The organism is Sorangium sp. So ce296 (assembly GCF_051529605.1).
GTDB classification, from domain to species: Bacteria; Myxococcota_A; Polyangia; order Polyangiales; family Polyangiaceae; genus Sorangium; species Sorangium cellulosum_D.
In genome coordinates, this window is record NZ_CP150325.1 from 11,832,314 (window position 1) to 11,857,351 (window position 25,038).

Annotated in this window: 17 protein-coding genes and 1 tRNA gene; 12 read left to right on the plus strand and 6 right to left on the minus strand. The window is 72.4% G+C overall.

Features of this window, described 5'->3' with window-relative positions; all coding sequences use genetic code 11:
* The first annotated feature begins 282 nt into the window (after window positions 1–282).
* A complete protein-coding gene (hflX, locus tag WME98_RS43645; protein ID WP_061624278.1) occupies window positions 283–1,707 on the plus strand; it encodes a GTPase HflX in 1,425 nt (474 codons plus the stop codon).
* Window positions 1,708–1,757: 50 nt separating this feature from the next.
* On the opposite strand, the gene WME98_RS43650 is transcribed toward hflX, so the two are convergent.
* Window positions 1,758–1,934: a hypothetical protein gene (locus WME98_RS43650; protein ID WP_020735772.1), complete on the minus strand. Its 177-nt coding sequence runs from the start codon at window positions 1,932–1,934 to the stop codon at window positions 1,758–1,760.
* Between the two features lie 106 nt (window positions 1,935–2,040).
* Between WME98_RS43650 and WME98_RS43655 the strand changes: the two genes are divergently transcribed.
* Window positions 2,041–2,472: a DUF309 domain-containing protein gene (locus WME98_RS43655; RefSeq protein ID WP_437947539.1), complete on the plus strand. Its 432-nt coding sequence runs from the start codon at window positions 2,041–2,043 to the stop codon at window positions 2,470–2,472.
* A 207-nt stretch (window positions 2,473–2,679) separates the two neighbouring features.
* The gene (locus WME98_RS43660; protein ID WP_061629655.1) at window positions 2,680–3,072 is read left to right on the plus strand and encodes a response regulator; all 393 of its coding nucleotides are present in this window, start codon (window positions 2,680–2,682) and stop codon (window positions 3,070–3,072) included.
* A gap of 269 nt (window positions 3,073–3,341) precedes the next feature.
* Here WME98_RS43660 and WME98_RS43665 read toward each other — a convergent pair whose 3' ends face one another.
* On the minus strand, window positions 3,342–4,142 hold the full coding sequence (locus tag WME98_RS43665; protein ID WP_437947540.1) for a hypothetical protein: 801 nt from the start codon (window positions 4,140–4,142) through the stop codon (window positions 3,342–3,344).
* 483 nt (window positions 4,143–4,625) lie between these two features.
* Here WME98_RS43665 and WME98_RS43670 point away from each other — a divergent pair, with 483 nt between their 5' ends.
* Complete coding sequence (locus WME98_RS43670; protein WP_437338412.1) at window positions 4,626–5,066, plus strand: acyltransferase; 441 nt, start codon at window positions 4,626–4,628, stop codon at window positions 5,064–5,066.
* 148 nt (window positions 5,067–5,214) lie between these two features.
* Here WME98_RS43670 and WME98_RS43675 read toward each other — a convergent pair whose 3' ends face one another.
* Both WME98_RS43675 and WME98_RS43680 read right to left on the minus strand, forming a co-directional pair.
* Window positions 5,215–6,846, minus strand: a complete 1,632-nt coding sequence (locus WME98_RS43675; RefSeq protein WP_437947541.1) for a L,D-transpeptidase family protein — start codon at window positions 6,844–6,846, stop codon at window positions 5,215–5,217.
* Between the two features lie 543 nt (window positions 6,847–7,389).
* Complete coding sequence (locus WME98_RS43680; RefSeq protein ID WP_437947542.1) at window positions 7,390–8,142, minus strand: S1 RNA-binding domain-containing protein; 753 nt, start codon at window positions 8,140–8,142, stop codon at window positions 7,390–7,392.
* Between the two features lie 378 nt (window positions 8,143–8,520).
* Here WME98_RS43680 and WME98_RS43685 point away from each other — a divergent pair.
* Window positions 8,521–8,593: transfer RNA gene (locus tag WME98_RS43685), tRNA-Lys, on the plus strand.
* A gap of 114 nt (window positions 8,594–8,707) precedes the next feature.
* On the opposite strand, the gene WME98_RS43690 is transcribed toward WME98_RS43685, so the two are convergent.
* Complete coding sequence (locus tag WME98_RS43690) at window positions 8,708–9,496, minus strand: tyrosine-type recombinase/integrase (RefSeq protein ID WP_437947543.1); 789 nt, start codon at window positions 9,494–9,496, stop codon at window positions 8,708–8,710.
* A 9-nt stretch (window positions 9,497–9,505) separates the two neighbouring features.
* On the opposite strand from WME98_RS43690, the gene WME98_RS43695 reads away from it, so the two are divergent.
* The 6 genes from WME98_RS43695 to WME98_RS43720 all read left to right on the plus strand — a co-directional run bounded on the left by WME98_RS43695 (window position 9,506) and on the right by WME98_RS43720 (window position 20,503).
* Window positions 9,506–11,053, plus strand: coding sequence for a hypothetical protein (locus tag WME98_RS43695; RefSeq protein ID WP_437947544.1), 1,548 nt, complete (start codon window positions 9,506–9,508; stop codon window positions 11,051–11,053).
* Window positions 11,054–11,498: 445 nt separating this feature from the next.
* Window positions 11,499–12,587 (plus strand): hypothetical protein, encoded by a 1,089-nt coding sequence (locus WME98_RS43700; RefSeq protein ID WP_437947545.1) that lies wholly within the window; start codon window positions 11,499–11,501, stop codon window positions 12,585–12,587.
* A 511-nt stretch (window positions 12,588–13,098) separates the two neighbouring features.
* Window positions 13,099–17,118, plus strand: a complete 4,020-nt coding sequence (locus tag WME98_RS43705) for an RHS repeat-associated core domain-containing protein (RefSeq protein WP_437947546.1) — start codon at window positions 13,099–13,101, stop codon at window positions 17,116–17,118.
* Window positions 17,119–17,126: 8 nt separating this feature from the next.
* On the plus strand, window positions 17,127–19,562 hold the full coding sequence (locus WME98_RS43710) for a hypothetical protein (RefSeq protein WP_437947547.1): 2,436 nt from the start codon (window positions 17,127–17,129) through the stop codon (window positions 19,560–19,562).
* Window positions 19,563–19,782: 220 nt separating this feature from the next.
* Complete coding sequence (locus tag WME98_RS43715) at window positions 19,783–19,980, plus strand: hypothetical protein (protein ID WP_437947548.1); 198 nt, start codon at window positions 19,783–19,785, stop codon at window positions 19,978–19,980.
* Window positions 19,981–20,341: 361 nt separating this feature from the next.
* On the plus strand, window positions 20,342–20,503 hold the full coding sequence (locus tag WME98_RS43720; protein ID WP_437947549.1) for a hypothetical protein: 162 nt from the start codon (window positions 20,342–20,344) through the stop codon (window positions 20,501–20,503).
* Between the two features lie 90 nt (window positions 20,504–20,593).
* Here the strand turns inward: WME98_RS43720 and WME98_RS43725 are convergent, their stop codons facing one another.
* Window positions 20,594–21,235, minus strand: a complete 642-nt coding sequence (locus WME98_RS43725) for a helix-turn-helix domain-containing protein (protein ID WP_437947550.1) — start codon at window positions 21,233–21,235, stop codon at window positions 20,594–20,596.
* Window positions 21,236–22,150: 915 nt separating this feature from the next.
* Between WME98_RS43725 and WME98_RS43730 the strand changes: the two genes are divergently transcribed.
* On the plus strand, window positions 22,151–24,694 hold the full coding sequence (locus tag WME98_RS43730; RefSeq protein WP_437947551.1) for a HEAT repeat domain-containing protein: 2,544 nt from the start codon (window positions 22,151–22,153) through the stop codon (window positions 24,692–24,694).
* Window positions 24,695–25,038 lie beyond the last annotated feature (344 nt).

The window sequence follows — 25,038 nt, forward strand, 5'->3', positions numbered from 1 at the left end:
GGGCGGCGAAGTCATGCGGAGCGGCACGAGCACGCGCACGCGCACGCGCACGCGGAGGCCAGACGCAGACGGGAGACGGGAGACGGGAGACGGGAGACGGGAGACGGGGCGGCCGGGCGGAGGGGTAGAAGGGCGTCAGGGGGGGCCTGCGCGGCGTCGTGGCAGGGCCGGGGGGAGCGCGGGGAACGCCGCAGGGAGGTCCTGGGCGCGCGCCGGAGAGCGCGCGGCGGCTTGCGTCGCGGGCGAGGATGAGGCGAAGCTCCCGCCCTCAAACACCACCGTATGACCACGACTCAACAGGAACGTCCTCTCGCGGTGCTCGTCGGGGTTCAGCTCCCCGGCGTCGACGATGTCGAGCACGCCGCGGATCTGGCCGAGCTGGGCCGCCTCGTTCACACGCTCGGCTTCGACGTGATCGCGACCGTGTCGCAGCGGCGCAGCGCGCTCGCGGCGGCCGCGGTGCTCGGCGAAGGCAAGCTCAAGGAGCTCGCGGAGCTCACGGGCGGCAGCGGCGTCGTGCCGTCGGGCGCGCCGGAGCGGAAGAACAAGGCGCGCGCGCGCCGGGCCGCCGAGAGCGGCGAAGGCGACGACGACGGCGAGCTCGGCGAGGACGAGGTCGACGACGCGGATGAGGACGGCGGCGGCGCGGCGCCGGACGCGGGCGGGCGGGAGGCGCGCCGGGCGACGGTCGTGGCGGTCGATCACGACATCTCGCCGAGCCAGGCGCGCAACCTGGAGCGCGCGACGGGTGCGCAGGTGCTCGATCGGGCGGGCGTGATCATCGAGATCTTCCACCGCCACGCGCGGAGCCGCGAGGCGAAGCTCGAGGTGGAGATCGCGCGGCTCAACTACGTGGCGCCGCGGCTCCGCGAGACGGGCGGCGGCGGGGACCGGCAGCGCGGCGGCATCGGCGGCAAGGGCGCCGGCGAGAGCGCGCTCGAGCTCGATCGGCGCAAGATCCGCGACCGCATCGCCGAGCTGAAGCAGGAGCTCTCCGGGGTCCAGCGCGAGCAGTCGACGCGCCGCGCGCTCCGGCAGGGGCAGCGCCGCGTGGCGCTCGTCGGCTACACGAACGCCGGCAAGTCCTCGCTGATGCGGGCGCTGACGGGCAGCGAGGTGCTCGTGGCGGACAAGCTCTTCGCGACGCTCGACACGACGGTGCGCGCGCTCCACCCGGAGGTGCGCCCGCGGATCCTCGTCTCGGACACGGTCGGCTTCATCAAGAAGCTGCCGCACGATCTCGTGGCGAGCTTCCGGTCGACGCTGGACGAGGCGCTCGAGGCGTCGCTCCTGCTCTACGTGGCCGACGCGTCGGACCCGACGTTCCGCGATCAGCTCGGGGTGACGCGCAGCGTGCTCTCGGAGATCGGCGCGAGCGAGGTGCCGAGCCGGCTCCTGCTCAACAAGGTGGACCGGCTCTCCGAGGAGGAGCGCGAGGCGCTGCGCCTCGAGTTCCCCGAGGCGACGCTGCTCTCGGCGAAGATCCCGGGCGACGTGGCGGCGCTGCGCGAGGCGATCATCGGCTTCTTCGAGCAGTCGATGGTGGAGGCGGAGCTGCTCCTGCCGTACGCGAAGCAGAGCCTCATCGGGGAGATCTACGAGAACGCGCGCGTGCTCTCGGAGGAGTACGACGACGCCGGCGGCCGGCTCGCGGTGCGGGCGCACCCGGCGGCGCTCGACCGGCTGCGCAGCCTGCTCGCGCGCTGAGCGCGGCCGATCGCGGCGGCGGCGGCGGCGCGGCGGCGGCGCGGGCCGCGTCAGCGCTGCGCGCGGCGAGGCGCGGCGGCGGCGCGCGCAGCGTCAGCCCGGCGAGGTGCGGCGGCGGCGCGCGCTGCTTCGGCGCGGCGCCGGCGGCGGCGGCGCAGGAACAGGCCGATCGCGAACGCCACGAGGTGGAGCCCAGCGATCACCGCGACGAGGATCCACCGCTGCACGCGCCGAGCGTAGCACCGGAAGGGCGGAGCGCGGGGGCGCCGGCCCGCGTGCTATCGTCGACGGCCTCCGCCGGCCTCTCCGCGCCTCCTCTCGCCGGTCCGCGCCATGAACCCGTCCGACGCCGAGCTCGAAGCGATCGTGCAGCGGGGGCTCTTCGCCTACCGCGCCGGGTTGTTCTACGAGGCGCACGAGCTGTGGGAGGACGGGTGGCGCGTCGAGCCGGACCCGGTGCGGAAGGCGTTCCTCCAGGGGCTCATCCTCGTCGCCGCCGCCCTGCACAAGCTCACGCGGATGCGGAGCCCGTCGGGGGCGGTGCGCCTGCTCGACAAGGCGCACGCGCGGCTCGCGGGCGTGCCGGAGGGCATGGGCGGGCTCGCGGTGGGGCTCCTGTCCGGCGACGTCGCCCGCGCGGCGCGCGCGATCGAGCAGCTCGCGCGCGAGGGGAGGACGGACCTCGACGCGTCGCTCGTGCCCAGGATGGAGATCGCGGGGGAGCGCGCGGCGTCCTCGCTGGCCGGCGCGCGTCCGCGGCCGTGAGCTTCTGCCCCGAACGGGCGCCGCGATCGAGATTGCGCTTGTCACGTGCGACGTGGGACGCCGGCGTGACATCGTTTGCCTGGGTGGAGATCGCACGGGGGGCGCCTGTGCGGGGGGAAACTCGTGGCAGACGGAACCTGTCAAACCGGGGCGGAGAGGCCGGCGAGCGCCGAGCATGGATCCAAGCTGCAGACCGAAAGGAGCCGCGTGACACGGCGCAAGCAGATCCTGATCGTGGACGACGACCAGGAGATCCGGGAAATGCTCGAGATCACCCTGATGGAGGAGGGGTACGACGTCCTCTCGGCGAGCGACGGCGAGGCCGCGCTGGCGCTGCTCGAGCGCAACAGGCCGAACCTCATCCTGCTCGACATGCGCATGCCGGTTATGGACGGCTGGGGTTTCGCGCGGGCGTACGCGTCGTCCCCCGGTCCGCGCGCGCCGATCCTGGTCATGACGGCGGCGGTGGACGCCGGCACCTGGGCCCGCGAGGTCGGCGCGTGCGCGTCGGTCGCGAAGCCGTTCGACCTGAACCGCCTGCTCGACTCGATCGCGGTGCACGCCGGCTCGGCGTGCGGCCCGAGCCCGGCCTCGGCCTGAACGGCGCAGCTGATCGGGCCGGGCCGGGCGGGATCCCGGCCTGAGGTGATCGGCGGCGGCGGTGGGGGCGGCGGTGGAGGAGAGGCCGCGGGGCGGCGGTGGAGGAGAGGCCGCGGGGCGGCGGTGGAGGAGGGGCCGCGGGGCGGCGGTGGAGGAGAGGCCGCGGGGCGGCGGTGGAGGGGATCGCTGGGCGGTGGGAGGGGGCCGCCGCTGAGCGACCGATCGGCGTCGTTCAGCGGCGGCCCGCGGGTCGTTTCCGCTGCGGCGGATCAGCCGCCGGTCGCGCGGCGCATGGCGCACATGAGGTCGCCGCCGCAAGGGTCGGCGGGGGCGCGGCGGTCGGTCGAGCTCGGGGCCGCGGGGCCGGCGTTGTCGCGCGGCGGGGCGGCTGCGCCGGTGGACCGAGCGCGGCCCTCGGACGCGCGCTGCGAGGCGACGGCGGCGCCGGGCGCGTCGGTCGAGGCGGGCGCGCGCTCTGCAGCCGCGTCCGGCGCGGCGGCGGTCGCCTCGACCGCCGTCGAGGCGACGGCGGTCAGCTCGATGCGCGGGAGCCGCGCCTCGATCGCGCGCGCCGCGGCCGCGAGCCCAGCCGTTGCGGCAGGGCCGGGGGCGGTGTCCGGGGTCGAGATGCCCGCGGTGAGGGCCGCAACCGCGGCGGCGGCCGCGAGCAGGGCGGCGGCCGAGCGAACGCGCCACGCGCGCCTCGGCGCGTCGGGCGACGGCGCCGCTGGCGTGCGGGCGGACGCGGGGCCGCGCGCGGACGCGGGGCCGCGCGTGGACGCGGGACCGCGCATCGACGCGGGCGGCTCGCCGAACGGGAAGATAGGTAAGACGTCGAGGACCTTGGGCGGAGCGCCTGCCGCGCCGGCGCTCAGCACGGTGAGGTCGATCTGCCCCGAGGGCACGTCGCGGTCGTCGTCCGCGGCCCGCGCCGCGGGCGAGGTCGCGTCGGCGGTGTCGTCACCGGCCGCCGGCGCGTCGATCGAGAACGTGACCGAGGTGTCGTCTGCGGGGCTGTTGACAACGGATGGGTGTTCGTTCTTCCACTCCTTGTGCTGCATGCTCTTCATGGTTGCTTCTGCTTCAGCCGTATCGGTCGAACGCTGGAGTCGTGACGCTCAGGCGGCCGGTCGGCGTGTCCTTTCGTGATTTGGACATGCGCACGAGCGCGCGCTTGGGCCAGGGGCGCGCGCGGGATCGCCTCGCGCGGCGGCCGTCGCGCGTCGCTGCGCTCGGTTCCGCCCTGCGCGCGCGCCGTCGTGCGTCGCGACACGCGCGCCGTCATGCGTCGTGCGCGTCGTGCGCGTCGCGCGCGTCGCGGCGGCGGAGGCGCCTGCAGACGAGGTCGGGGCGCACCTGAGGCGCGGCCGTCGACGGCGTTCGCGATCTTGCGACCGGGCTCGCGACGCCCATACTTCGACCGCTCGGATCGCCGAGGGCGTGCAGTCGGCGGGTATCATGACCGCGTGCGCTCGGGGAAGTTGGTTGCGATCGGGGCGTTCCTCGTCGAACAGAAGTTCCCACGCAAACGCGAATCGGATACTTGAGGTGAGATGAAATCTACACGGCTCTTCACGGTTCTGGGGGCGCTGACGTTCCCCCTTGCGGTGGCTCTGGTCAGCAACGGGTGCAAGAAGGAGGAGGAGGAGCCGCCGCCGGTGCCCTCGGCGCCGGCCGCGGTGACGCCGGCCCCGACGCCGACGCCCACCACGCAGATCGTGCCCGAAGAGGACGCCGGGGCGGACGCGGACGCCGACACGGCGGACGCGGACGCCGGCAAGAAGCCGGTCGCCACGGGCGATCCGAGCGGGATCCGGAAGTGCTGCGCGGCGCTGCGCCAGAACGCGAAGTCGGCGCCGCCCGAGCAGCAGGGCGGCTACCTCGCGGCGGCCTCGGCCTGCGACGGCCTGGCGAACTCGCCGCAGGGCCGGCAGGCGCTCTCGACCCTGCGCGGCCTCCTGCTCGGCGCGCAGATGCCGGCGAGCTGCCAGTAGTATCCGGGACGGGAGAGCCAGCGCGTGCGCCGGGCGAGCTGGCGGCGCGCGGCCCTTCGCCGGAGGCCTCCGGCGCGCTGGGCTGCGTGAAGCCAGCTCAGCCGTGCACGCAGCTCAGCCGTGCACGCAGCTCAGCCGTGCACGCAGCTCAGCCGTGCACGTAGACCAGCGTGCCGCCGCCCTCGATGTTGACGGCTCCGTGCCACTCGGGCGGGACGGCGGGCTCGGTCCACTCGAAGAGCCAGGCCGCGTCGGCGGGCGCCAGGTTGATGCAGCCGTGGCTGCGCGCCTTGCCGAACTCGTCGTGCCAGTAGGCGCCGTGCAGCGCGTACCCCTCGTGGAAGTACTGGGTGTACGGCACGTCGCGCAGATCGAACGCCTCGGCCGCCTCGTCGTCGCCGTCCATGGTGGTCGAGACGTGCTTCGCGTGGATGTAGAACGAGCCGCGGACGGTGGCGTCGGTCTCCTCGGGGTCGGCCATGCCGCTGCGGCCGCTGGAGATGAGCGCCGCGAACACGGGTCGGGTGCCCTCGTAGGCGACGAGCATCTGGCGGCGGATCGAGACGTCGATCCACTTCTTGCCGTCGCGCGCGAACCCCTGCGGGTCCTTGCGCAGCTCGGCGATGACGAGGTGGCCGCCGGCGAGCCATGAGCCCTCCGTGGTCTCGACGAGCCCCTTGGCGCCGCCGCGCGTGCGGCCGGTGAGCACCCAGCCCGAGCGGAACGGCGCAGCGCCCGCGTCGACGAGCGCGCGCCCCGAGGCGGACACGCGCTGCCGGCTCGCCCCGTGGACGCGGACGAACGCCGGCGCGCCCTTCAGGCTGGGATCGACGCGCGGGTCGGTGCCAGGCGGCGCGGGCGGGAGCTCGTCGGCCGGGCGCTCGGCGATGGAGAAGCTCGCCGAGTCGGTCTGCGGGGCGGCCGGGGAGGAAGGGGCGCTGGCGATCGGGGAGGCGCTTCCGGCGGGGGGCGGCGCGGCGGGCGGGGGCGGCGCGCCGGGCGGAGGCGCGGCGTCCGAGGCGCTCGCGGGAGCGTCGGCGACGTCGGCGTCGAGGTCCTTGATGATCACGCCGCGCAGCGCGCTGAGGCGCGCGGGGCGCGTGCGATCGAGCGGGATGAGGTCGAGCTCGGTCGTGAGGCCGAAGCGGCGGTTGGTCCACTCGAAGGTGGTGATCAGGCCGAACGCCGAGCTCTCCTTGGCGCGGCCCGTGTGCACGGAGTAGTGGAGCTTCTCCTCGGCGCCGTAGGGCTTGGGGAGATCCCGGCCGGCGAGCAGGAAGTCGGGCACGGGGTCGAGCGGCAACGTCGAGGGCGCACCGGCGGTGCGGGCGAGGTGGACGCTGAGCGTGGAGCCCTCGACGCGGCGCTGGTCCTCGAGGGTCGGGAGCCGGAAGTAGAGGTGCGGCGGGGGCGAGCCCGACATGACGTAGTGGTACGGCACGGGCGCGCCGCGGCGCGGGCCGCGCACGGCGGCGGCGACCACCTGGTGCTCGAGCGCGAGCGAGGCGCCCTTGCCGACGCAGACGTAGCCGCGCGGCGCGATCCGGTACCAGCCGCCGGCGCAGCCGTCGGTGCCCGCGGGGACCTCGGCCCGATCGACGACCGCGCCGGCGCGCAGGTAGCCGAGCTTCGTCGAGCGCTCGTCGGGGGCGACGTAGATCCAGGTGCGCATCGCGATGCTGGCGATCTTCGCGCCCTGGCCCGGGAGGGTGGCCTCCTTCGCGGCGGGGGAGGAGGCGACCGCCGACGTGAGGGACGCAGGAGACACTGCGCCGGGCACGGGGGAGCCAGGGGAAGCAGGGGAACCCGGAGAGGAAGCCTGGCCCGCGAGCGCAGGGGAGAGCGGGCGAAGCGAGGGCGAGAGCGCGGCCGCCGAGGGCGCTGCGGGGTCGACCGCGGAGGGGCCCGGAGCGGCGGAGGCAGCGGGGAGGGCGAGCGGGGCCGTCGCTTCAGGGGAGCCGGCGCGGTGATCGTCGGTCGCCCTGCCGGGAGGATCCTGGGCCGGAGAGCAGGCCGCGGCCAGCAAGGCGAGGGCGGAGGCACGAGCACGAGCGAGGGGAAGCATCGGCGGCGCGAAGGCGAAGGCAGGGCGAGCTGGGCCGCGGGTGCGAGCGTGGGCTCGGGCGCGGGCGCGAGACCAGGGGGCGAGGAGAAGCGAACGCAGGGGTTGCAAGGGGCTGAGCGGGCGAGGTGTACGCTCAACCGAGGGGGAGATGCAATGTCCTGCCGGTGGGGCGGGTGGGGAGGGCGAGCGGGACGGCCCGGAAGGGCGGGGAGACGGCGCGGGAAGGCGGGGCGGGAGAGGAGAGGGGAAAGCGGCGCGCTAGCGCTTGACCTTCTTTGCGAGCAGGTCGCCCAGGGTGCCGAAATTGCGCGGGGTCGGCTGCTTGGCGCCCTTGTCGCCGGCGTCGCCGGAGCGCTCGGCCTTGGCGTACGACTCGAACTGGCCGCGCTCCTCGTCGGCGCGGAGAGCGGAGATCGACAGGCGGATCTTGCCGGACTCGTCCACGTTGAGGATCTTCGCCTCGACGTCCTGACCCACGGTGAAGTGCTTCTTCAGGTCGGCCGCGCGCGGGGTCGCCGTCTCGGCCGTCGGGACGAGCCCACGGCCCGAGCGGCCCGAGGTGCCGGCGATCTGCACGAAGATGCCGTACCGCTCGATGCCCGTCACCTTGCCCTTGACCCGCGCTCCCTCGACGAGCAACGGCGCGCCGCCCGCGGCAGGCGAGGCGACGGAGATCGACGATGCGCCGTCGTCGCTCGCGCGCACGACGACCGGCGTGAGGCGCACCTGGCCGGTGCCCGAATCGACGCCGGAGACCACCGCGGAGACGCGCGAGCCGACCGCCACGCGGAGCTTGCCCTCGCCATCGATGAGGGCCGCCCGCTCGAACATGCCCTCCTGCTTGCCGCCGAGATCCGCGAAGACCGCCTCGCGAGCGATCGCGACGACGGTCACCTCGACGGTCTCACCCGTGTGGTACTGGCGGCGACGCTGCTTGCCAGCTCCCTCCGATTGCTCGAAGAGCGAAGCGAACGATTCCTTGGAGGCGGCGGAAGGGCGTGACGGCGACATGGCGCGACCTCATAGCGCGAGGCGAGGGCGTGAGGAAGGCGGCGGTGAGGGGGAAGCGAAGGGAGGGCAGCGGGGAGGGGGAGCGAGGGAGGGGGAGCGAGGGAGGGGGAGCGAGGGACGGGACGGAGAGCCGGGGGTGGGGAGACCGGGGAGAGGGGTAGGTGGGGCGGACGGGGGAACTAGGTGGGCGCCGGGCGGGCGGGCGCAGGGCGCGGCGGACGACGGCCGGGCGCAAGGGGACGCGGCGTGGCGTGGCGGCGGGAAGGGGGCGGCGGCGAGCTGGAAGGGGCGACGGGCCGAAGGATGGGCAAGGAGGCGGACGGAAAGAGAAGGTGGAATCTGCCAGGGGCTTCTGCTAGGTTCGCCGGCCGCTGAATCGGGTCGATAGCTCAGTCGGTAGAGCTGCGGACTTTTAATCCGTAGGTCCAGGGTTCGAGTCCCTGTCGACCCACTGAATGATTCCGAGGGGTTAGAGCGGAAAGCTCACGCGGAATCGAGGGGAAGGTGGGCAGCGGCGCTGCCCACCCGGGCGTCTGGCGGACGGCGCCCTTGATGGCCGTCTCGCTCAGGTGGGCGTAGCGGTGCGTCGAGGCGACGACGTGTGGCCGAGGTGCTCGCGGACCTCCTCGAGCGTCCAGCGACGGCCCCACCAGCCGGCGACGAGCGAGCTGGCGCAGCTGTGGCGGAGGTCGTGCCAGCGGACCGGACGGGTGACGCCCGAGGTGGCGGTCGAAGAGGTCGATCTTCTGCTTCCGGCGGCCGGTGCCGGTCGGGAGGGTGACCATCTCGCTGCGGATGAGCGGGGTCTTGCCCTTGGAGACGCGGCCGCCCCGGGCGCCGGGGAAGACGAGGGCCTCGGGGTTGTGGGGGCGTACGTGGGGAGGAGCGCGAGCCAGCGGCGGCAGATGTCGACGGCGTCGGCGGAGAGGTAGACGCGGCGGATCTTGCCGTTCTTGGGGGGCTGGTTCTTCGCGCCGAAGCGGACCACGACGTGCGGGGCGTCGGCAGTGAGGCGGAGGTCGGCGAGCTCGAGGTTGAACTGCTCGCCTCGAGGGAGGCCGGTGAGGAGGGCGAAGAGGATGATCAGGCGGTCGGCCTCGGGGATGGCGTCGCTGGTGCGAATGCCGTGCTGCTCGTCCGGCTCCAGGTAGGTCCAGGGCTCGACGGTGGCGTCGCGGGCGCGGCGCTTGGTGGCTTTCTGGACGCGCTTCTTGAGGGCCGCCACGGGATTCGTGGTGATGTGCTGGGGCATCGCGTCGTCGAGCATTGGTCGGAGCAGCCCGATGACCTGCTTGACCGTGGCGGGGGAGATCGGTTTGGCGCGCGGTAGGGTGTTGCGGTCAGCTTCTTCCAAAAGGTATCGGTGGTCTCGGTGCGCACGGGGCTGCCTATCAACTTCGACCCATTCCGATTGGACTCACCTTTTTCTCACCCGGCTTGCGCACCAGCAACTGGCCGCCTCCCATCCGATCACGCGAGTCTCGGGACGGACCTTGCGGTAGGGTGCGCAGGCATGGCAAAGCCGAATCCCCGCGTCTCGAAGGATCCTCAGCTCCGTCCCAACGCCCGAAACACGCGCGGTATCCTGGGGGACGTGATACGCCGCAAGGTCGTCGACCTCGGTCTGATGCGCGCCTTGCTGCGGGCGGCCGACCCCCCCGACGAGCGCGTGGAGCCGCAGCCCCCGACGCCCACGTTACCTGTACCCGGTGATGACGTCCCGCTCTCGATCGAGGAGGTGGCGGCGGCCTTTCGCGGCCGCTCCGTGACGAGCTTGCCATGGATCCGACAGGCCGCGGCCGCGCTGGATGCTTGGCACATGCCAATGGCAGCAGAGGAGATCGAGACCCTCCTCGCTGGGTTCACGGGCCATCGAGAGAAGCTCGGCCCGCGCAACGGACCAGGGAGGAGCGATCTGTTCGTCACGGGGGACGACGGGCGGCTCACGCTGAACCCTGTCGCGCCGGGCCTCATCGCGACGCGGCGGGCGATCCGCGGGCTGCCGCAGCCGGTGCTCGTGCAGCCGGCGCAACGCACGGCACGGGAGCAGGGGAGCGTGGTCCGCCGCGTGGAGCTCGACCCGGAGGCGCAACGCGACGCCCAGATCGCGCGGTCGTCCCGCCGCGCCGTGCTTCGCGCGGTACCTTCCGCGGAAGATCCGCAGGCCGTGGCCTTGCTCGACGTGGGCCAGCGATCGATCCGGGCCTTCATCGGTCGCGACATCGCCGAGCTCGCCGGCCTGCTGGAGCGATTCGATGTGATCGCGGGGCTCGACATCCGCGACACGCTACGCTCGCTGGGGTTCGATGCGGGCCCCTGCCGGGTTGTGGATCTCAATCCGCCACAGAAATCGAGACGCCTGAACCGCGCGGGCCGCACGCTGCAGATCACGCCGGAGCTCCTCATCGCGGGGACCACCCACATCCGCCGTCCTTTCGGCGATCCAGAGAAGGTGGCGCGCTATCTGTCCGAAGTGGACCACCCGAGGCTTGCGCGCCGGATCGAGAGCGATGTCAAGGCGCTTCATGCCTTCTACCAGTACGGCGTCCTCCATGGCTCCGTTCGCCTTCGCTGGGGCTTCGTCGACGACGCCCTGGCGACCGACTGGGCCCTGCCCGGCGACGCGAGCCTCCACCAGCAGCTGAAGCGCGCTCGCGAGAAGGACGAGATCGTCGACCTGGTGGTCGGAGCAGCACCGGGGTGGGCCGATCCGTGGTGGAGAGCGCAGCGCGTCCGCGTCGTTGACATCAGCTTCCGGGAGGTCGTCTTGACGAGGGACGAGGCCGGGCTCGCCCTCCCGATCCTACGGGATGAGATCCAGGCGATTCGCCTGGCGCCAGAGGAGACCGAGCCGTGGAGCTGGCACGGGAGGCGGATGTGGGATCGCTGGAGTGTGATCCAAGAGCGATGATGATCCCTCGTGTCCCAGCGGTCTGCTAGCGCACCGCGTCCACGTCGTCGACGTCAGCTTTCTTGAGGTCGTCGCGCGCTGAGCGCGGTGACTCTGAAGCGCTGGCGCGGTTAACCGCTTCCACCTGCTCTCGTCGCGAGTTTGTACACCTGCGCGGCCCAGACCAGGGCCGCGTGCGCAGCACGGGCGGCGGTGTCCTTGGCGCCCATCGCATCCAGGATTGTAACCACTCGCTTTTGCCCCTCTTCGTCGACCTCAGCCCAGCGGATCAGCGCTTCCTCGAGCGGTGGGATGCGACAGATCGGCGCACGGGCTTCGGTGGATTCAGGAACGTTCTGGTGCCCAGGAGCCGCCTCGTCCAAGACCAGTCGAGGCTGCCCGCGAGGAGCACGCCGGCGGGGCCGCGCTTGCCGCCGCTGCGGCCGCGCTCGACGGGCAGGCACGGGTGACGGCTGCGCGCGAGGCGGCGGCGCGGCTCGGTCGCGAGCGGACCAAGGAGAGCCGGCTCGCGCGCGTGTCCCTGGCGGCGCTGCTGCCCGAGACCGAGGCGCTCGACCTCGGTTGCCACGCGTTCGCCCAGGTCCAGGTCGACGCGAGGAGCGACGAGCTGCCGCGGCTCTCGGAAGCTGCCGCGCGATTGTCTCCCTCGGTGGTGCGCGGGCTCTGGGCATGGTCCGAGGCGCTGCCCCCCTCGGAGCGGCACCTGGTCCTCGCGCGCCTTGCTGCGGGTCTGCCCGCGGCGGAGCGGGAAGCGGGCGCGTCGGAGGCGCTGGGGCTCGCGCTGTCGCTGCTGTCGGATGACGCGCTGTCGCCGGACGCGTGCTGGAGCATCTGCGCGCTCGCGCCGCACGCACCTGCCGGCGCCGCGTCCGCGCTGATCCAGGCGTGCGCGGCTGCGGCCAGCTTCCGGCGCCCGGTGGTGACGGCCGTGGCCGCGCGCCTCTGCAATCTGGGCCGCGTGGAGGATGCGCTCGCGCTCGTGGCGACGCTGCCCGACGCGTCGTACCGGATTGAGGTACGGTCCGCGCTGCTCGCGCACCTCCCCGCCGCGGTCCGCGAGGCCGCCTGGGCCGAGCTGTCCGGCGATCTGCGGGCGGGCGACGGCGCGCGAACGCTCCTCGAGCGGAACGCCGCTGCGTGGACCCGGGCTCTCGGGGCGGACGCGGTCCTCGACCTGTCACGCGAGATCGGCGCCACGTGGCCAGCCCTGGTCGCGATCGCCGGGGCCTCGCCGGACCACGCGCCGGCGATCACGCGCGAGCTGGTCGAGCGCGCCCTGGAGCTGCCGAGCGACGAGGACGAGCCGCTCTTCGCGCTGGTCCCGCTGGCCGCCTCGATGACCGAGCCGCACGCGCGTCGGCTCTGCCGCCGCCTCCTGAACGACCTCGACTGGAAGCGGCACCCCGATCTTCTCGATGACTGGACGAAGGACGACCTCGGGCACCTGGCGCCATTGTTCGCCCGCGTCGCTGGACCGCGGGGCGTCGCCGAGGTGGCCCGGGAGATCGCCGACGTCGCGCGGTGGCTGCCGTGAGCGGCCGCGGAGAGACGGCCGGCACGACGCCCGGAGCTCTCCCGGAGCTCCCTGGTCCAGGTGGTCCCCGCAGAGCCCGGGCACCGCGAGCCTCTGAAACAGGTGGGGTGCGGTCACGGTGCTCGTCGGGGAGCGGCTCAGGATGGACCGGAACTCGGGGGCGTGGAACGCCCTCCTGAAGGCCTCCACGAATTCCCAGACGGCGTAGTTGAGGAACACGTTGCTCCCGCCTTCGAAACGCAGCTAGGCGCCGGATCTCGAATCTCCTTGCCGGCGCCGCTTTCCCCGAAGATGTCCGGAAAAGGCGAGATATATCAATGAGATATCCGCGAGTCGAAGGGGCCGCCTTCGCTTCACAGCTTGCGGGGAAGAACCCAAACAATGGAACAATCAGGGTTGAGCCGAAGCAGGCGTGGCGATTCGCCTTGACGTCCTCTCATTGTTTGTCTCTCCTTTCCTCAAAGACATGGCGCGTACGGCCCCGGTCCCGAATATCCCCGCGATTCCCGGCATGAACCCAGGCGTATTCGTCATGGGTGGAGGCGGGGGTAGCGCCGGCGGCAGAGGCAATGGCGGCAAGGGAAACGGCAAGGATCAAGGCGCCGACGGCTCCAACGGGGGCAACGGCGCCAATGGAGGCGGCAAGTCGGCGTGCGGGGGCACGGGCGGCGACGGCTCCGGCTGTCCGAACCACCACGGCTCGAAGAAGAGCGGGAAGGTCTCGAAGGGCGACCCCGTCGATGTGGCTACAGGCCGCGTGTTCACCGATCCGGTCGTCGACCTCGAGCTACTCGGTCCGCTCGGCTTGCAGTTCGTGCGCCGCTACAGCACCAGCGCGCAGGAACGCGACGTCGGCCTCGGCTTCGGCTGGACGCATTCGTTCGCGTGGGCCGTCGAGCTGCGGCGTCGGACCACCGTGCTGTGGACCGACACGGGTGCAGAGCTCGCGTTCGACGCCATCGCCGAGGGGGACGCGGGGCTCGGCCCCGACGGCTGGGTCCTGACGCGCGACGCCAACGGCTTCGTCCTCGATGACGGCGCGGGCACGTTCTACGTGTTTTCCGAGCGCGCCGACTCGACTTATCGGCTCTCCGCTGTGCGCGACGCCCATGGCAACACGACGCGGCTCGGCTACCGTGAGGGGCGGATCGAATCCCTTGTCGATGCCGCTGGCCGTGTAGTGCGCGTGCGGCGCACGACGGACGGCCGGATCGCCGCGCTCGAGATCAAGAACGCGCCCGAGCAAGGCAGGTGGGTGACGCTGCGGAGCTACGAGTACAACGAGATAGGCGATCTCGTCGCAGTGGCGGACGCGGAGGGTTGCACCACCCGCTATACCTACGAAGATCACCGGTTGACGTCGCGCACCGATCCCGAAGGCCTCACCTTCCAATTCCGGTACGACGCGCAGGGCCGCTGCGTTGAGACCTGGGGCGTTCACGCCGATGCGGGTCGCCTCGGCCTCGCCGAGGGCGTGCCCGATACGCTTGCGGATGGCACGAGGGCCCGAGGGATCTACCATTGCAAGCTCCTCTACGGCGATGACGGCTACTCGGAGGTCGTGGATTCGGTCACCGTGCACCGCTATGTCGCTAACGAGTTCGGGAAGCTCGACAAGGCCGTATCCGGCGGGGCTGTCTACAGCCGCACCTATGACGAGAACGGCAATCTCATCTCGTTCACCGACCCCCTGGGCGCGACCACGACCTGGGTTCGTGACGGCCGCGGCCGCACGCTTCGCGTGACGGATCCGCTGGGCCGGTCCACCCTCATCGAGCGCGAGCCGGACGGGCATATTCGCCGCGTCACCAACCCGGCTGGCGGCGTGACGGAAGTCACACGCACCGCGAACGTCCTGTACTGGACTGACCCGATTGGCGCGTCATTCGAAGTCCGCATCGACACGCGCGGGCTCATCAGCGAGACGGTAGCGCCGAACGGCGCGCGTACGCGCTTCGAACACGACGCGCACGGCAACGTCGTCCGGAAGATCAACGCCATCGGCGCCGTCACCGAATATACTTACGACTATTGGGGACGCTGCCTGTCTGTGCGCGACGCGCTCGGTCACGTCGAGTCGTACGCCTACAACAACCGTAGCGAACGCGTCGCCGTGCGCCACGCCGACGGGGGCGTGACCCGCTACACCCACGATCGCACGGGGGACGTCGTGCGCGTCGACCACCCGGATGGCACGGCGACGCGCTTCGAGATCGGAGGGCTGCACAAGGTCTGCTCGATTCACCGCCCGAACGGCGAGGTGAACCGCCTCGCCTACGATCGCGAGGGGCGCCTCGTACGGGCCGAGAACGCGCGGGGAGACGTTTACCTCATGCGCTACGACGCCGCGGGTCGCATGGTGTACGAGCGGACGTTCACCGGGCTGGAGAAGCACTATCAGTACGACATGGCTGGTCAGCTCCTCATCGAGCGGACCAGCGCGCGTGAGACAACGGAGTTCGTCTATGACGCGGCCGGCCAGCTCGTGCAGCGCATCCTGCCGGACGGCACCACGGAATCGTTCGATTACGATCCGTGCGGCAATCTCATTGCCGCCCTCACGCCCACTGGGGAGCTCACGTACAAGCGCAACGCCGTGGGGTGGGTGCTGGAGGAACGGCAGCTTGCCTCGGGAGAGGCGTTCGTCGTACGGCGAACCTACGATCTCATGGGAAACGTCACGCAACGCACGACGTCGCTCGGCCACACAGCTCTCTTCGAGCGAGACGCCTGCGGCCGGGCGACGCAGGTCGTGCTGGACGGGCGTGTCCCGGTTGGGGTCGCGCACGATGCGCTCGGGCGCGAGATCGCCCGCGTGTTGCCCGACGGCGGGCGGATCCAGGTCGTCTACGACGCGTTGGGCCGCATGGTCCAGCGCTGGGTCGGTAACCCCGCGGTCGCAGCCAGCGCGGGCGCGGGTCGGCCCGACTGGGTCGGCGCTCGTCCGGCGGGTACGACGGTATACCAGGCGTATCGCTACGGGCCTTGCTCAGAGCTCGTCGAGGCGTGGGACGCCGCGCTCGGCCGGAGGCTGTTCGAGCACGACCCCGCGGGGCAGATCCTGGGCGTCCGCGGCGAGCGCGGCCAGAGCGAGCGCTTCGCTTACGACGCCGCGGGCAACCTCCACGGGCGGGACGGCGAGCAGCGCGCTTATGGCACTGGGAACCGCCTGCTGCAGAAGGGCGACACCACGTATTCCTGGGACGAGGCGGGCAGGCTCACGAGCGCGCGAGACGCGGAGGGCCGGCTCACCCGCTACACCTGGAACGGCCTCGGGTTGCTCGCTGCGGTCGAGAAGCCCGACGGACGGGGGGTCGAGCTCAGCTACGATCCGTTCGCGCGACGCATCGGGAAGCGCACGTTCGAGCGCGCCCCCGACGGGCAGCGGCGCGAGGTGTCGAGCGTACGCTTCGTGTGGGACGGCGGCGTGCTCGTCCACGAGATCAAGCGCTTGGCGCAGGGATCCGGCGATCCCGTCGTGGAGGAGCGTACCTATTGCTTCGAGGAGGTCCGGTACGCCCCCTGGGCTCACCGCGATGCGCGCATGGCGGGCGGGCGCCGCGAGGAGAGCCCGTGGTTCCACTACCTCAACGACGACGTGGGCGCGCCCGAACGCCTGGTCGGCCCAGCGGGCGAGGTGGTGTGCGAGCTCGACCGATCCGCGTTCAGCGCGAAGGTGAAGGAAGGCGGGCGGACCACGACGCCGCTCCGCTTCCCGGGCCAGTACGAGGACGAGGAGACAGGGCTCGTTTACAACCGCTACCGCTACTTCGATCCCGCGCTCGGCCGGTACCTGAGCGCGGACCCGGCCGGCCTGAACGGCGGCTTCAACGGATTCGACTACGCCGGCAACGCGCCGACGCGCTTCGTCGATCCGAGCGGCCTGATGCCGTTCTCGACCGTTCGGAACACGGCAGGGAACAACCCTCAGGGTAAGGATTTCACCGATCCGAAGAACCGCCGCGGGGTGCCGGGCGATATCGAGGGCAGGAGCCAGGGAGAGCGCGGCGGGGCGAAGGCAGAGGCCCAGCGCGAGCGGTTCGGCAAGGACCCCGCGATCACCGAGGCCGTCAAGAACGCGCAGAAGGCACGCGATCCGCATCGAGCCCCGACGGGGGACACAACATGCGCGGAGGTGGACGCGCTGCACAAGATGGCGCGGCAGATCCGCAACGAAGGGGACGCACAGCGAACGGCGCAGGGGAAGCCTAAGATGACCAATGAGGAGGTGCGCGCCGAGCTTCAGAAGCGCTTCAGGAATGGCGCGACAATCGAGACCACGAACGAGGCTGGCGAGGCCATGGCGCCCTGCCCCATGTGCGCGCAGATCTTCCGGGAGCTCGGCCTCCACCCGGCCAACATCGGGGACGATGCAAAGGGCGGCGTGGTCGGCCCGAACGACGAGACGGAAACCAAGGTGAACAAGATGGGCCGGTGGGATGGGAACATCACGCAAAGCAGCGAGCCAACGCGCTCTCGACGACGGAACATCCGGACGACGCGCTCCACAACCCCTCCGTTCACCACCTGACGCGTGCGATGACGACATCCCCGCCCCGGATCCCCGCCCCTGCTCCCATCGAGCGCGCCTGCGGTTACGCCTGGTACGAGGCGTCGCGCACCACGCTCGACCCCCCAGAGCAAGCCGCGCTCGCCGCGCTCGGCCGGTGGATCGAGGAGCCAAACCGGCCCTATGCGATCCTACACGGCCCGCGCCCGAGCCGGCGCGCAGTCGTAGCCGCCCACCTGGTCCGTGCACAGCGGGAAGGCACCGCGTACGCCGCGAGACTCGTGCCGATCGCGCCTGATCTCAGGCTCGAGCGCGACCTGGTCGCGTTGCTCACCTCGCGGCTGCTCGCCGGTTACGGTGGCGGGTCTCCTCGGTGGCTTCGCATGCGTATCGCGGAAGAGCACCTGCGCGTGGGGCCGACCGAGGGCGAACCATCGCAGCTGCTCGCAATCACCGACGTCGAGGAAGCGGAGCCGCTCGTCTCCTGGCCAGCGCTGTTCTCCGCCGTGGGTCCCCGCGTCAAGGTGCTCGCTACCGTCGAGGGCGACGAGGCCGCGGCTCGCGCGTGGATCCCGCGCCTCGGCTTCGATCCGGCGCGCACGCGGATCCATCCGCTGCCGTCACGGCCCTGGTCCGCGCCAGGCGATCCCGCAGAGCTCCTCGCGACCGCCGGCGCAGCGCCGGCCCGGCTCCTCGGCCTGCTCTCGGTCGCCTACGGCCGGCTGCGCGAGGACGAGCTCACGACCGCCCTTGAGGGCCCCATCGAGACCGCCCTCGCCGGGATCGAGCCGCTCGTCGCGGTCGTCGAGGGCACGTACGCGTTCCGCTCGAACGCGGCCCGTCGCGAGGTGGAGGAGCGCCTCGACCGCGGCACGCGGGAAACATCGATCCGCCGGCTTCTGTCGCTCCCGCCGGACGGCTATCCCTGCGCCTACGCGCGCGCCCACCTGGAGCAGGCCGCTGCGCCGTTCCAGGCATTCGCCGCGCTAGTTACCGAGGAGCACCTCGCCCGCTGGATGGCTCGGCCCGAGGGCTATCTCGGCTTCGTCGCCGACCTCGAGCGCGTGCGCCGTCGCGCCGTCGAGGCGCTCGCGTCGGGCCGTGAGGCCACGTCGCTCGCGATGCGCGCGGCCCTGGTCGAGGCGAGCATGAACTGGTGCGCCCGCCGCGAGGATCACGATGCGCCTGTGGGCGTCGAGCCCATGACTCGGGAGACGCCGCTCGCGGATCAGCGGCAGCAGGCCAAGGCGCTCACCGCGCTCGGCGCGGCGATGGCGGCCGGCCCGGCGCGCGCCGAGGTGCTCGCGTGGGCCGCGGACGCCGCACGGCGCATCCCGGACGTCGAGTTCCGCGGGGATGTCCTCCTGAGCCTCGGCGAAGTCGTCGGGGGCGAGGCGGGGTACGCGTTCGCGCGTGAAGCGCTCGCCGCGTTCCGGACCGCGGAGAATGCGGAGGATCGAGCGCATCAGATGCTCGTCGCGACGAGGGGGTTGCCTCCGGATGAAGGGATCGCGGTCGCGCGCGAGGCGCTCGCCAACCTCCGCGACGGCGACGGAGATCCTGGTGATGTCGACTGCTTCTCCAAACACTTCCCGCGCGCGGTCGCCGAGGCTCTCTGGCCCGACGCGGAGGCGCTGCCTGGGCCCGCGCGGGCGCGGGTGCTCGCCGCGCTCGCGGGGGTCCTCGGCGATCCCGACCGCGTGCGCGCCGCATTCGCTGCGGTGGAGCAGCACATCGAGCCGTACGGCCTGCAGTGGCACTGGACGCTCACGCAGCTCGTGCCGCTCCTCGACGCCCCGGAAGCCCGCCGCGCCGCGGCGCTGGCTCCCCAGTTCGGCGAGCACGCCGCCGAGCTCTTCGAGGGGCTGATCCCGCGCCTCCGTGCGCTGGGCGATCCCGCCGAGGACCTGCTAGAGGCGCTGCCGGAAGCATCGCGCGTGCGGGCGCTGGCCCGGAGCCTCCCCTTCGCCGCGGAGCCGGCGCGCCTGCGGGCGCGGATCGACGAGGCCATCCGGAAGGCCGAGCCGCGCGAGCGCTCCGGCTTCCTGTTCGACGTGGGCCCCTGGTTCGCGGCGACGGGCGACAGCGACCCGCTGCTCGCCGCGGTCGGGCCGCTCAGTGAAGATGGCCTCCAGAGCGCCCTCGGCTTCCTGGCGCACCACGACCCCGCGCACGCGCCCGAGTTCACGCGCCGGGCCCTACGGCTAGCCCTGCGCCTCGGCGCCGACGAGCCGGACCGCCTGCTCGACCTGGTCCCGCTGGCGCGCCATTTCCCGCCCGACGGGGCCGCCGCGGCGCTCGGCATCCTGCTCGACGCGCTCGCCGGCGAGTACCGAAGTGCCGCGCTCGCGGGCGACCGCGTCAGCCTCGTGCGGCTCGTGCCGCTCCTCGCGACGCTCGCGGGCGACGAGGGCCTGGCCGGGGCGGCGCGCGAGGTGGTGGAGGTCGCGGCGTGGTTCCCGTGAGCGCCGCTTGAGACCATGCCTTGTAAGGCGTCGTGATCCGTCGCCGCGGCGTCTCAGAATTCCGAGGAAAGCCCCGATGGCGCCGCTTCAGCTCCCGTCCTTCGTCCCTGGGCGACTCACAGCATCGAGAGAGGGCGCCCACGCCGTAGCGGTCCGTTCGGCCTCCGCGTCGCTCCGGAGGACGAGGCCGCTCTTCGCGCTGGTCCCGCTGGCGGCCTCGATGACCGAGCCGCACGCGCGTCGGCTCTGCCAGCGCCTCCTTCGGTACCTCGACTGGAAGCGGCGGCCCGAGCTCCTCGACGACTGGACGAAGGACGACCTCGGGCACCTCGCGCCCTTGTTCGCTCGCGTCGCTGGACCGCGGGGCGTCGCCGAGGTGGCCCGGGAGATCGTCGACGTCGCGCGGTGGCTGCCCTGAGCGTCCGCGGAGAGACTTCGCGTGCCGAGCGCTTCCCCTGGCCCTGAGCCTCGGCACTGCCGAACCACCGCACTATCAGACGTTTGCTACCGTTCGCTCACACACTGGCGTGAGCCCTAAAAGCTTTACGAGCACCTGTCTTGAGATCCGCCGGCCGGGGAACGCGTGTTCTTACGGGCTTGACCCGGGGGGCACGCTGCGTGGGCGTGACTTGCGGGGCTGCAGGCCGCGGGCGCTACCTGGAGGTGCTGCGCTCAGCGCGATCGGCCCGGGGCCACCGAGGTCTTCGGACGCGCCTGGAACCTGTGGCCCGGGGTGCCCGCCTAACATCCAGCTCTTCCTCGAAAAAGAGGGCTCGATCATGAATCGCTCGATCGGGGACGCCACGTTCCCGCTCAACACGGGCGCCACCACGCGTCGGATCTCGGGGAGCATCACGCCGGGGACCTACTTTTTCAGGGTCTTGTCCCGGTTGGGGCGCGGAACCTGCGCGGAGCGCGCGACGCTCCACGTGCGCTGGTGAAGCACGCACACGCGTCTCGAGCTCATCCGGAAGACGGGCGTGACGGCCCTCGAGGGTCACCGGCGCCAGAGCTCTCCGCAGCGGTATCTTCTAGTCCGCGAGCGCGGCGTCGGCGGTCCGTTCCATCTCGGCAGGGCTTGCGGGCCTCGCAGCCCTCACGCGCTTGAAGGGACGGATCTCGCCTGGCGAAACGAGGCTGTACTCGAAGCCCCTCGCTGTCTCGGCTCTCGCCACGCGGCCGCGAGCCATGAGCGCGCGAAGCGCGACGTAGACGCTCCCGTTCGGCAGCCCGCTGCGTGTGGCGATCTCCGTTGCCGTCCCGCGCACGAGGGATCGAACGGTTTCGAGCACCACAGCCTCCCGTTCGCTCGTGGAGGCTCCGGTCGCGGCCAGCACGCCAGCCGTGGTACGGTCCGCGCCGGATGCTGGTGCTACGATCCTCTTCGTGGCCGGTGCCGCCGTCGTCGAGGCGCTCGGCGCTCCCGAGCGCGTGCCGTGCTTCCTGCTCCTCACCGGCCCAGCCACGCTCTTCGGGGTGGGCGCGGGCGCCTTCCGGCGCTTCGGACGGCGCTCCGAGGAGGCGTTCGCCGCTGGCCGTCCCGGATCGGTCAGCATCGCCGTTACAGCCCGGCGCGCCGTGGCGCGGTGCTCTTCCTGGACCCGTCGGACCAGGCGCAGGATATCCTTCACGAAGCGGTCCACCCGCTCCTCGATCGCCTTCGATGCGTTCATGGCCGGCGCCGTAGTAGCACGCACGCTGCGACCGTCGAGAGCCTGCACGCAAGCTGGCGGGTGTGGGTCGCCGGTGGCGTCGACTACGTATCCGAGGATCTGGCTCCCGAAGGCGATCCTCGCACGCGCGCCCAGCGCCCGCGGGGGGACGGGCGCGGTCGCGCAGGCGTGGAGCGAGATCCGCGGAAGGACGCGCGACGACGACGCACGGCAGGCAAGCCCGCCGAGCCCTGGGGGCGCGCGCGGAGCCCGACTCCGGCGGGCGGTGCGGCCCCCACGGCGCTGCTGAGCCTCGCTGTCGGCGCCGCTCAAAGCTGCGTGCCCAGGCCCTACGGGCAAGGTGGTGTGCTGGTCGGCGACGGGGGAGATCGCGTCGTCTCTCGATGACGTGTTCATCGATATCGCAGCACATGGCCATGCTTGCGGCCTCACGGCCGATCGCCGGGCCGCATCGTTCAGAGCGAGCGTGGCTCCGGCGAGATCACCGAGCTCAATCATGACCCCGTCGGGCGGCTCGTCGAGCGGGTCTACGCAGACGGCACGGTAGATCGGTTCGAGGACGACCCGGCGGGCCGCCTGCTCCGTGCAGAATCCTCCGCGTCCGAGACGGTGTTCAGGTACGATGGCCGCGGACGGCGGCAGAGAGCGTCCACGAGGCAGGTCCGTCGCCGCAGCTGGACACGCTGGTGCCGGGCATCGGGCGAGCACGCGGAGGGCGGCTGGATTCACTACATCAACGACCCCGTCGGGCATCCTCAACGGTAGCCAGATGCTGCCCAACCTGGGGGTACAGAGCCATCAGGTGCCGCCCGTGAGCGGCCAGAGCTTCAGCCAGCCGGACCGGGGCTGGGCGAGCCAGCACCAGGGGCCGGCGTCCACGTTGGCTTTCGCTGACCGGCTGCACGGAGGAATGCCATGTCCGATGCGATGATCGCCGTCTGGGAGACCTCGGGCTGGTCCGACGCGGGGGTCGGCGTGGCGGCCATCCACGCGCTCAGGGACGACTGGGCGTCTCAGGAGCGGCTGCGGGAGCTCGCGCTCGCCGGGGAGCCGGTCGTGATCCGCGAAGCGGCCCTCCTCGCTGTGGCGCTCGCGCCGAGCTGCCTGCCGGTGGTGCGCCAAGGCGTGATCGCGACGCAACGCGAGGTGCGCGCCGCCTCGGTCGCCGGCTTGCACGGCGATCCTCTGGCCCGACCGATGGCGGCGCACCTCCTGGCCAGCGATCCGTCGGGCGGCGTGCGCGCGGCGGCGGCGACGTTGCTCGCCGGCGATCCTAGGTACACGCCCGCCCTGCGCCGGGCGCTCGAGGCGCCGCTGCCGAGCCCTGAGGTGGATCCGGAGGCGTCTCAGCTTGAGGGCGCGCTGGTGCGTGCGCTGGTCAGAGAGCCGGCGGTTATCGAGCAGGTGAAGGGCCGACTCGCCGGGCTGGCGAGTGATGTCCGAGATTTCGTGCTCGAGGACCTCTGGGCACGTCCGGAGCAACGCTCCTATGTGCGCGCCCTGCTCGCGCACGAGGCGGCCCTGGTTCGCGCTTCGGCCGCGCGGGCGCTGCGTCGCGATCCGGAGTCGGCGAGCGCGCTGCTTGACCTGGCGGCCGGGGATCCCTCGCCGCTCGTCCGGGCGGCAGCGATGTCGGTGCTCGGCTTCGATGCGGTGGCGCGGCAGGTGAGGGCAGGGCGGCTCGCGGATGCGAGCGAGCACGCGTCCGTGCGCGTGGCGATCGTGGAGACCATGCGCGCCGGCGAGGAGGAGATGATCCGAGCGCTGCTGTCCGATCCGAGCCCGACGCTCCGCGGGGTCGCCGCGTCGGCTCTGCGAGACGACGCGGCGTCCGTCGCGGCGCGTCGGGCCCTGGTCGAGGACGCCGAGCCGTTCGTGCGGGCGCGCGCCGTGAGCAGCCTCGCGCACCAGGATGCGCTGTTCGACAGCGTCATGCCTTGCCTGGAAGATCCAGATCCCCACGTCCGCCGGGCCGCCATTGAGGTCCTCGGCCGATATCCGCCGGCGATTCCGCTGCTCCGGCGGTACATCGACGCGCCATCCCCGGTCGGAACCGCGGCGATGCAGGCGCTGCGCGACGATCCGGGGTCGCTCCCGCTGCTGCGTGCGCGCCTCCGTCCGGCCCAGCGCGTGGAGCGGCGGCGCAGGCTGCGTGACCTGGCCCGGGATCCCTCCTCGGTCGCGGGGGTGCGCGCGCTGCTCGACGACCCCGATGTGCTCGTCCGTGCCGATGCGGCCAGCGCGCTCGGCGACGCCGGGGATGAGGCCATCGTGCGCCGGCTCGACGATCCAGACCCTTGGTGGCGTGAGGTCGCGACGAGGGCCGTCGCCGGGGTGGTAGAAGCGCGGGAAGCGCTCCTGCGACGGCTCGATGACGGCGACGGCGCCGTGCGCGCCGCGGCGGCGGAGGCGCTTTCGGGGGACGAGGTGGCGGCGCCGCGCGTCCGGGAGCTCCTCCACGAGCCCGCCGCCGCGGTTCGCGCCGCGGCGATCACGGCGCTCGCGCGGGACACGGGCTCCGTGGAGCGGATCGCCGCGATGCTGGACGAGCCATCGGACATGGACGGCGATCCGGCGCAACTCGCGGCGGCGCGGGCGATCGCGGGCCGGCCGGAGCAGGCGAGCCAGCTGCGCGCCATCGTGGAGCGAGGCGACTACGCCGCCGAGGTGACCCGGGTCGCGCTGGAGTCGCTGGCACCCGCCGACGCTCCAGCGGAGCCCCTCCTCGGGATGCTGGACGATGTGCAGGAGCTCGATGCGCTGAGGATCCCGGCCGCGAGGCTCCTCTGGGCCCAGGGGCAGCACCGCGGCGCGGTCATCGCGCGGATGGACGATCCCAGCCCCGCGCTCCGCGCCGCGGTGCTGGAGCTCCTTGGGGATGACGCGAGCGCCGTCGACCTCGCCCGGGCGCGGCTGCGCGACAGCGACGCGCGCGTGCGCGCCGCCGCTGCTGCCGCGCTGCGCCGCCGCGCGCCCACGGATCGGGGTGTCGCGCTCGTCGAGCTCGTGGAGGAGATGGGGCTCGCGACGGGGGGCAGGCTTCACGACGCTCCGATTCCAGCGCGATCGCGATCGGAGCTATGTCTGGATGGCGACCCACGAAAGGACGATGTGCTCGCGTGGCTCTGCGCGCGGCTTGCGAGCGACGAGCGAGGCGGGATCATCGCAGCCAGCGCGGAGGTGGCGCGCTCGGAGGTGCCGTGGGGGGACCAGGACGTGTACCTGGTGCGGCTGCCGTTCGATCAGGAGGAGGCCCCGGTCGCGGCCGGCCTGATCCCGATGCACAACCTGATCGAGACCTCTGCGATGGCGCGCCAGCTGACCGCAGAGAGGTCGTCGTCGATCTGGCTCGTGTGTGCGGACGTCGCGTTCTCGGCTCTGGCGCCGCCGGAGCTCGACCCGGGCGCGGTGGCGTGGGGGCCCACGTATTTCGGCGTGCGGATTGGGCGCTCGCGCTAGTACCGCGTCGCCCCGGGCGCGATCGTGGTCGTGGAGGTCGAGCCGAGCTGCCTGGCCCCGGGGAGAGGGATGCTCTGTGCGAGGTGGGGCTCCGCGCGAGCTCGGTCGCGACGCGTTCGCCGAGGGGCCGGCGGACGCGAGGAGCGACGAACTGCCGCGGCTCTCGGAGGGCACCGCGCGATTGTCCCCCTCGGTGGTCCCTGATCGCGATCGCCGGGGCCGTCGTTAGCCGCCGACGGTAGCGTTGCGGAACAGCGCAATCTATTGCGGCACATAACAGGTCGTTGCGCTCACCCCGTCGTCGTCTTCAGACGCTGCGCCGAGATAGGGACGCACCTCGCGCC

Coding starts and splice junctions, on each gene's coding strand:
- WME98_RS43670 (WP_437338412.1), top strand. CDS start 4,626: ATGAAATCTACACGGCTCTTCACGGTTCTGGGGGCGCTGACGTTCCCC.
- WME98_RS43725 (WP_437947550.1), bottom strand. CDS start 21,235: ATGAACGCATCGAAGGCGATCGAGGAGCGGGTGGACCGCTTCGTGAAG.
- WME98_RS43730 (WP_437947551.1), top strand. CDS start 22,151: ATGTCCGATGCGATGATCGCCGTCTGGGAGACCTCGGGCTGGTCCGAC.
- WME98_RS43720 (WP_437947549.1), top strand. CDS start 20,342: ATGAATCGCTCGATCGGGGACGCCACGTTCCCGCTCAACACGGGCGCC.
- WME98_RS43705 (WP_437947546.1), top strand. CDS start 13,099: ATGAACCCAGGCGTATTCGTCATGGGTGGAGGCGGGGGTAGCGCCGGC.
- WME98_RS43710 (WP_437947547.1), top strand. CDS start 17,127: ATGACGACATCCCCGCCCCGGATCCCCGCCCCTGCTCCCATCGAGCGC.
- WME98_RS43655 (WP_437947539.1), top strand. CDS start 2,041: ATGAACCCGTCCGACGCCGAGCTCGAAGCGATCGTGCAGCGGGGGCTC.
- WME98_RS43715 (WP_437947548.1), top strand. CDS start 19,783: ATGACCGAGCCGCACGCGCGTCGGCTCTGCCAGCGCCTCCTTCGGTAC.
- WME98_RS43665 (WP_437947540.1), bottom strand. CDS start 4,142: ATGAAGAGCATGCAGCACAAGGAGTGGAAGAACGAACACCCATCCGTT.
- WME98_RS43680 (WP_437947542.1), bottom strand. CDS start 8,142: ATGTCGCCGTCACGCCCTTCCGCCGCCTCCAAGGAATCGTTCGCTTCG.
- hflX (WP_061624278.1), top strand. CDS start 283: ATGACCACGACTCAACAGGAACGTCCTCTCGCGGTGCTCGTCGGGGTT.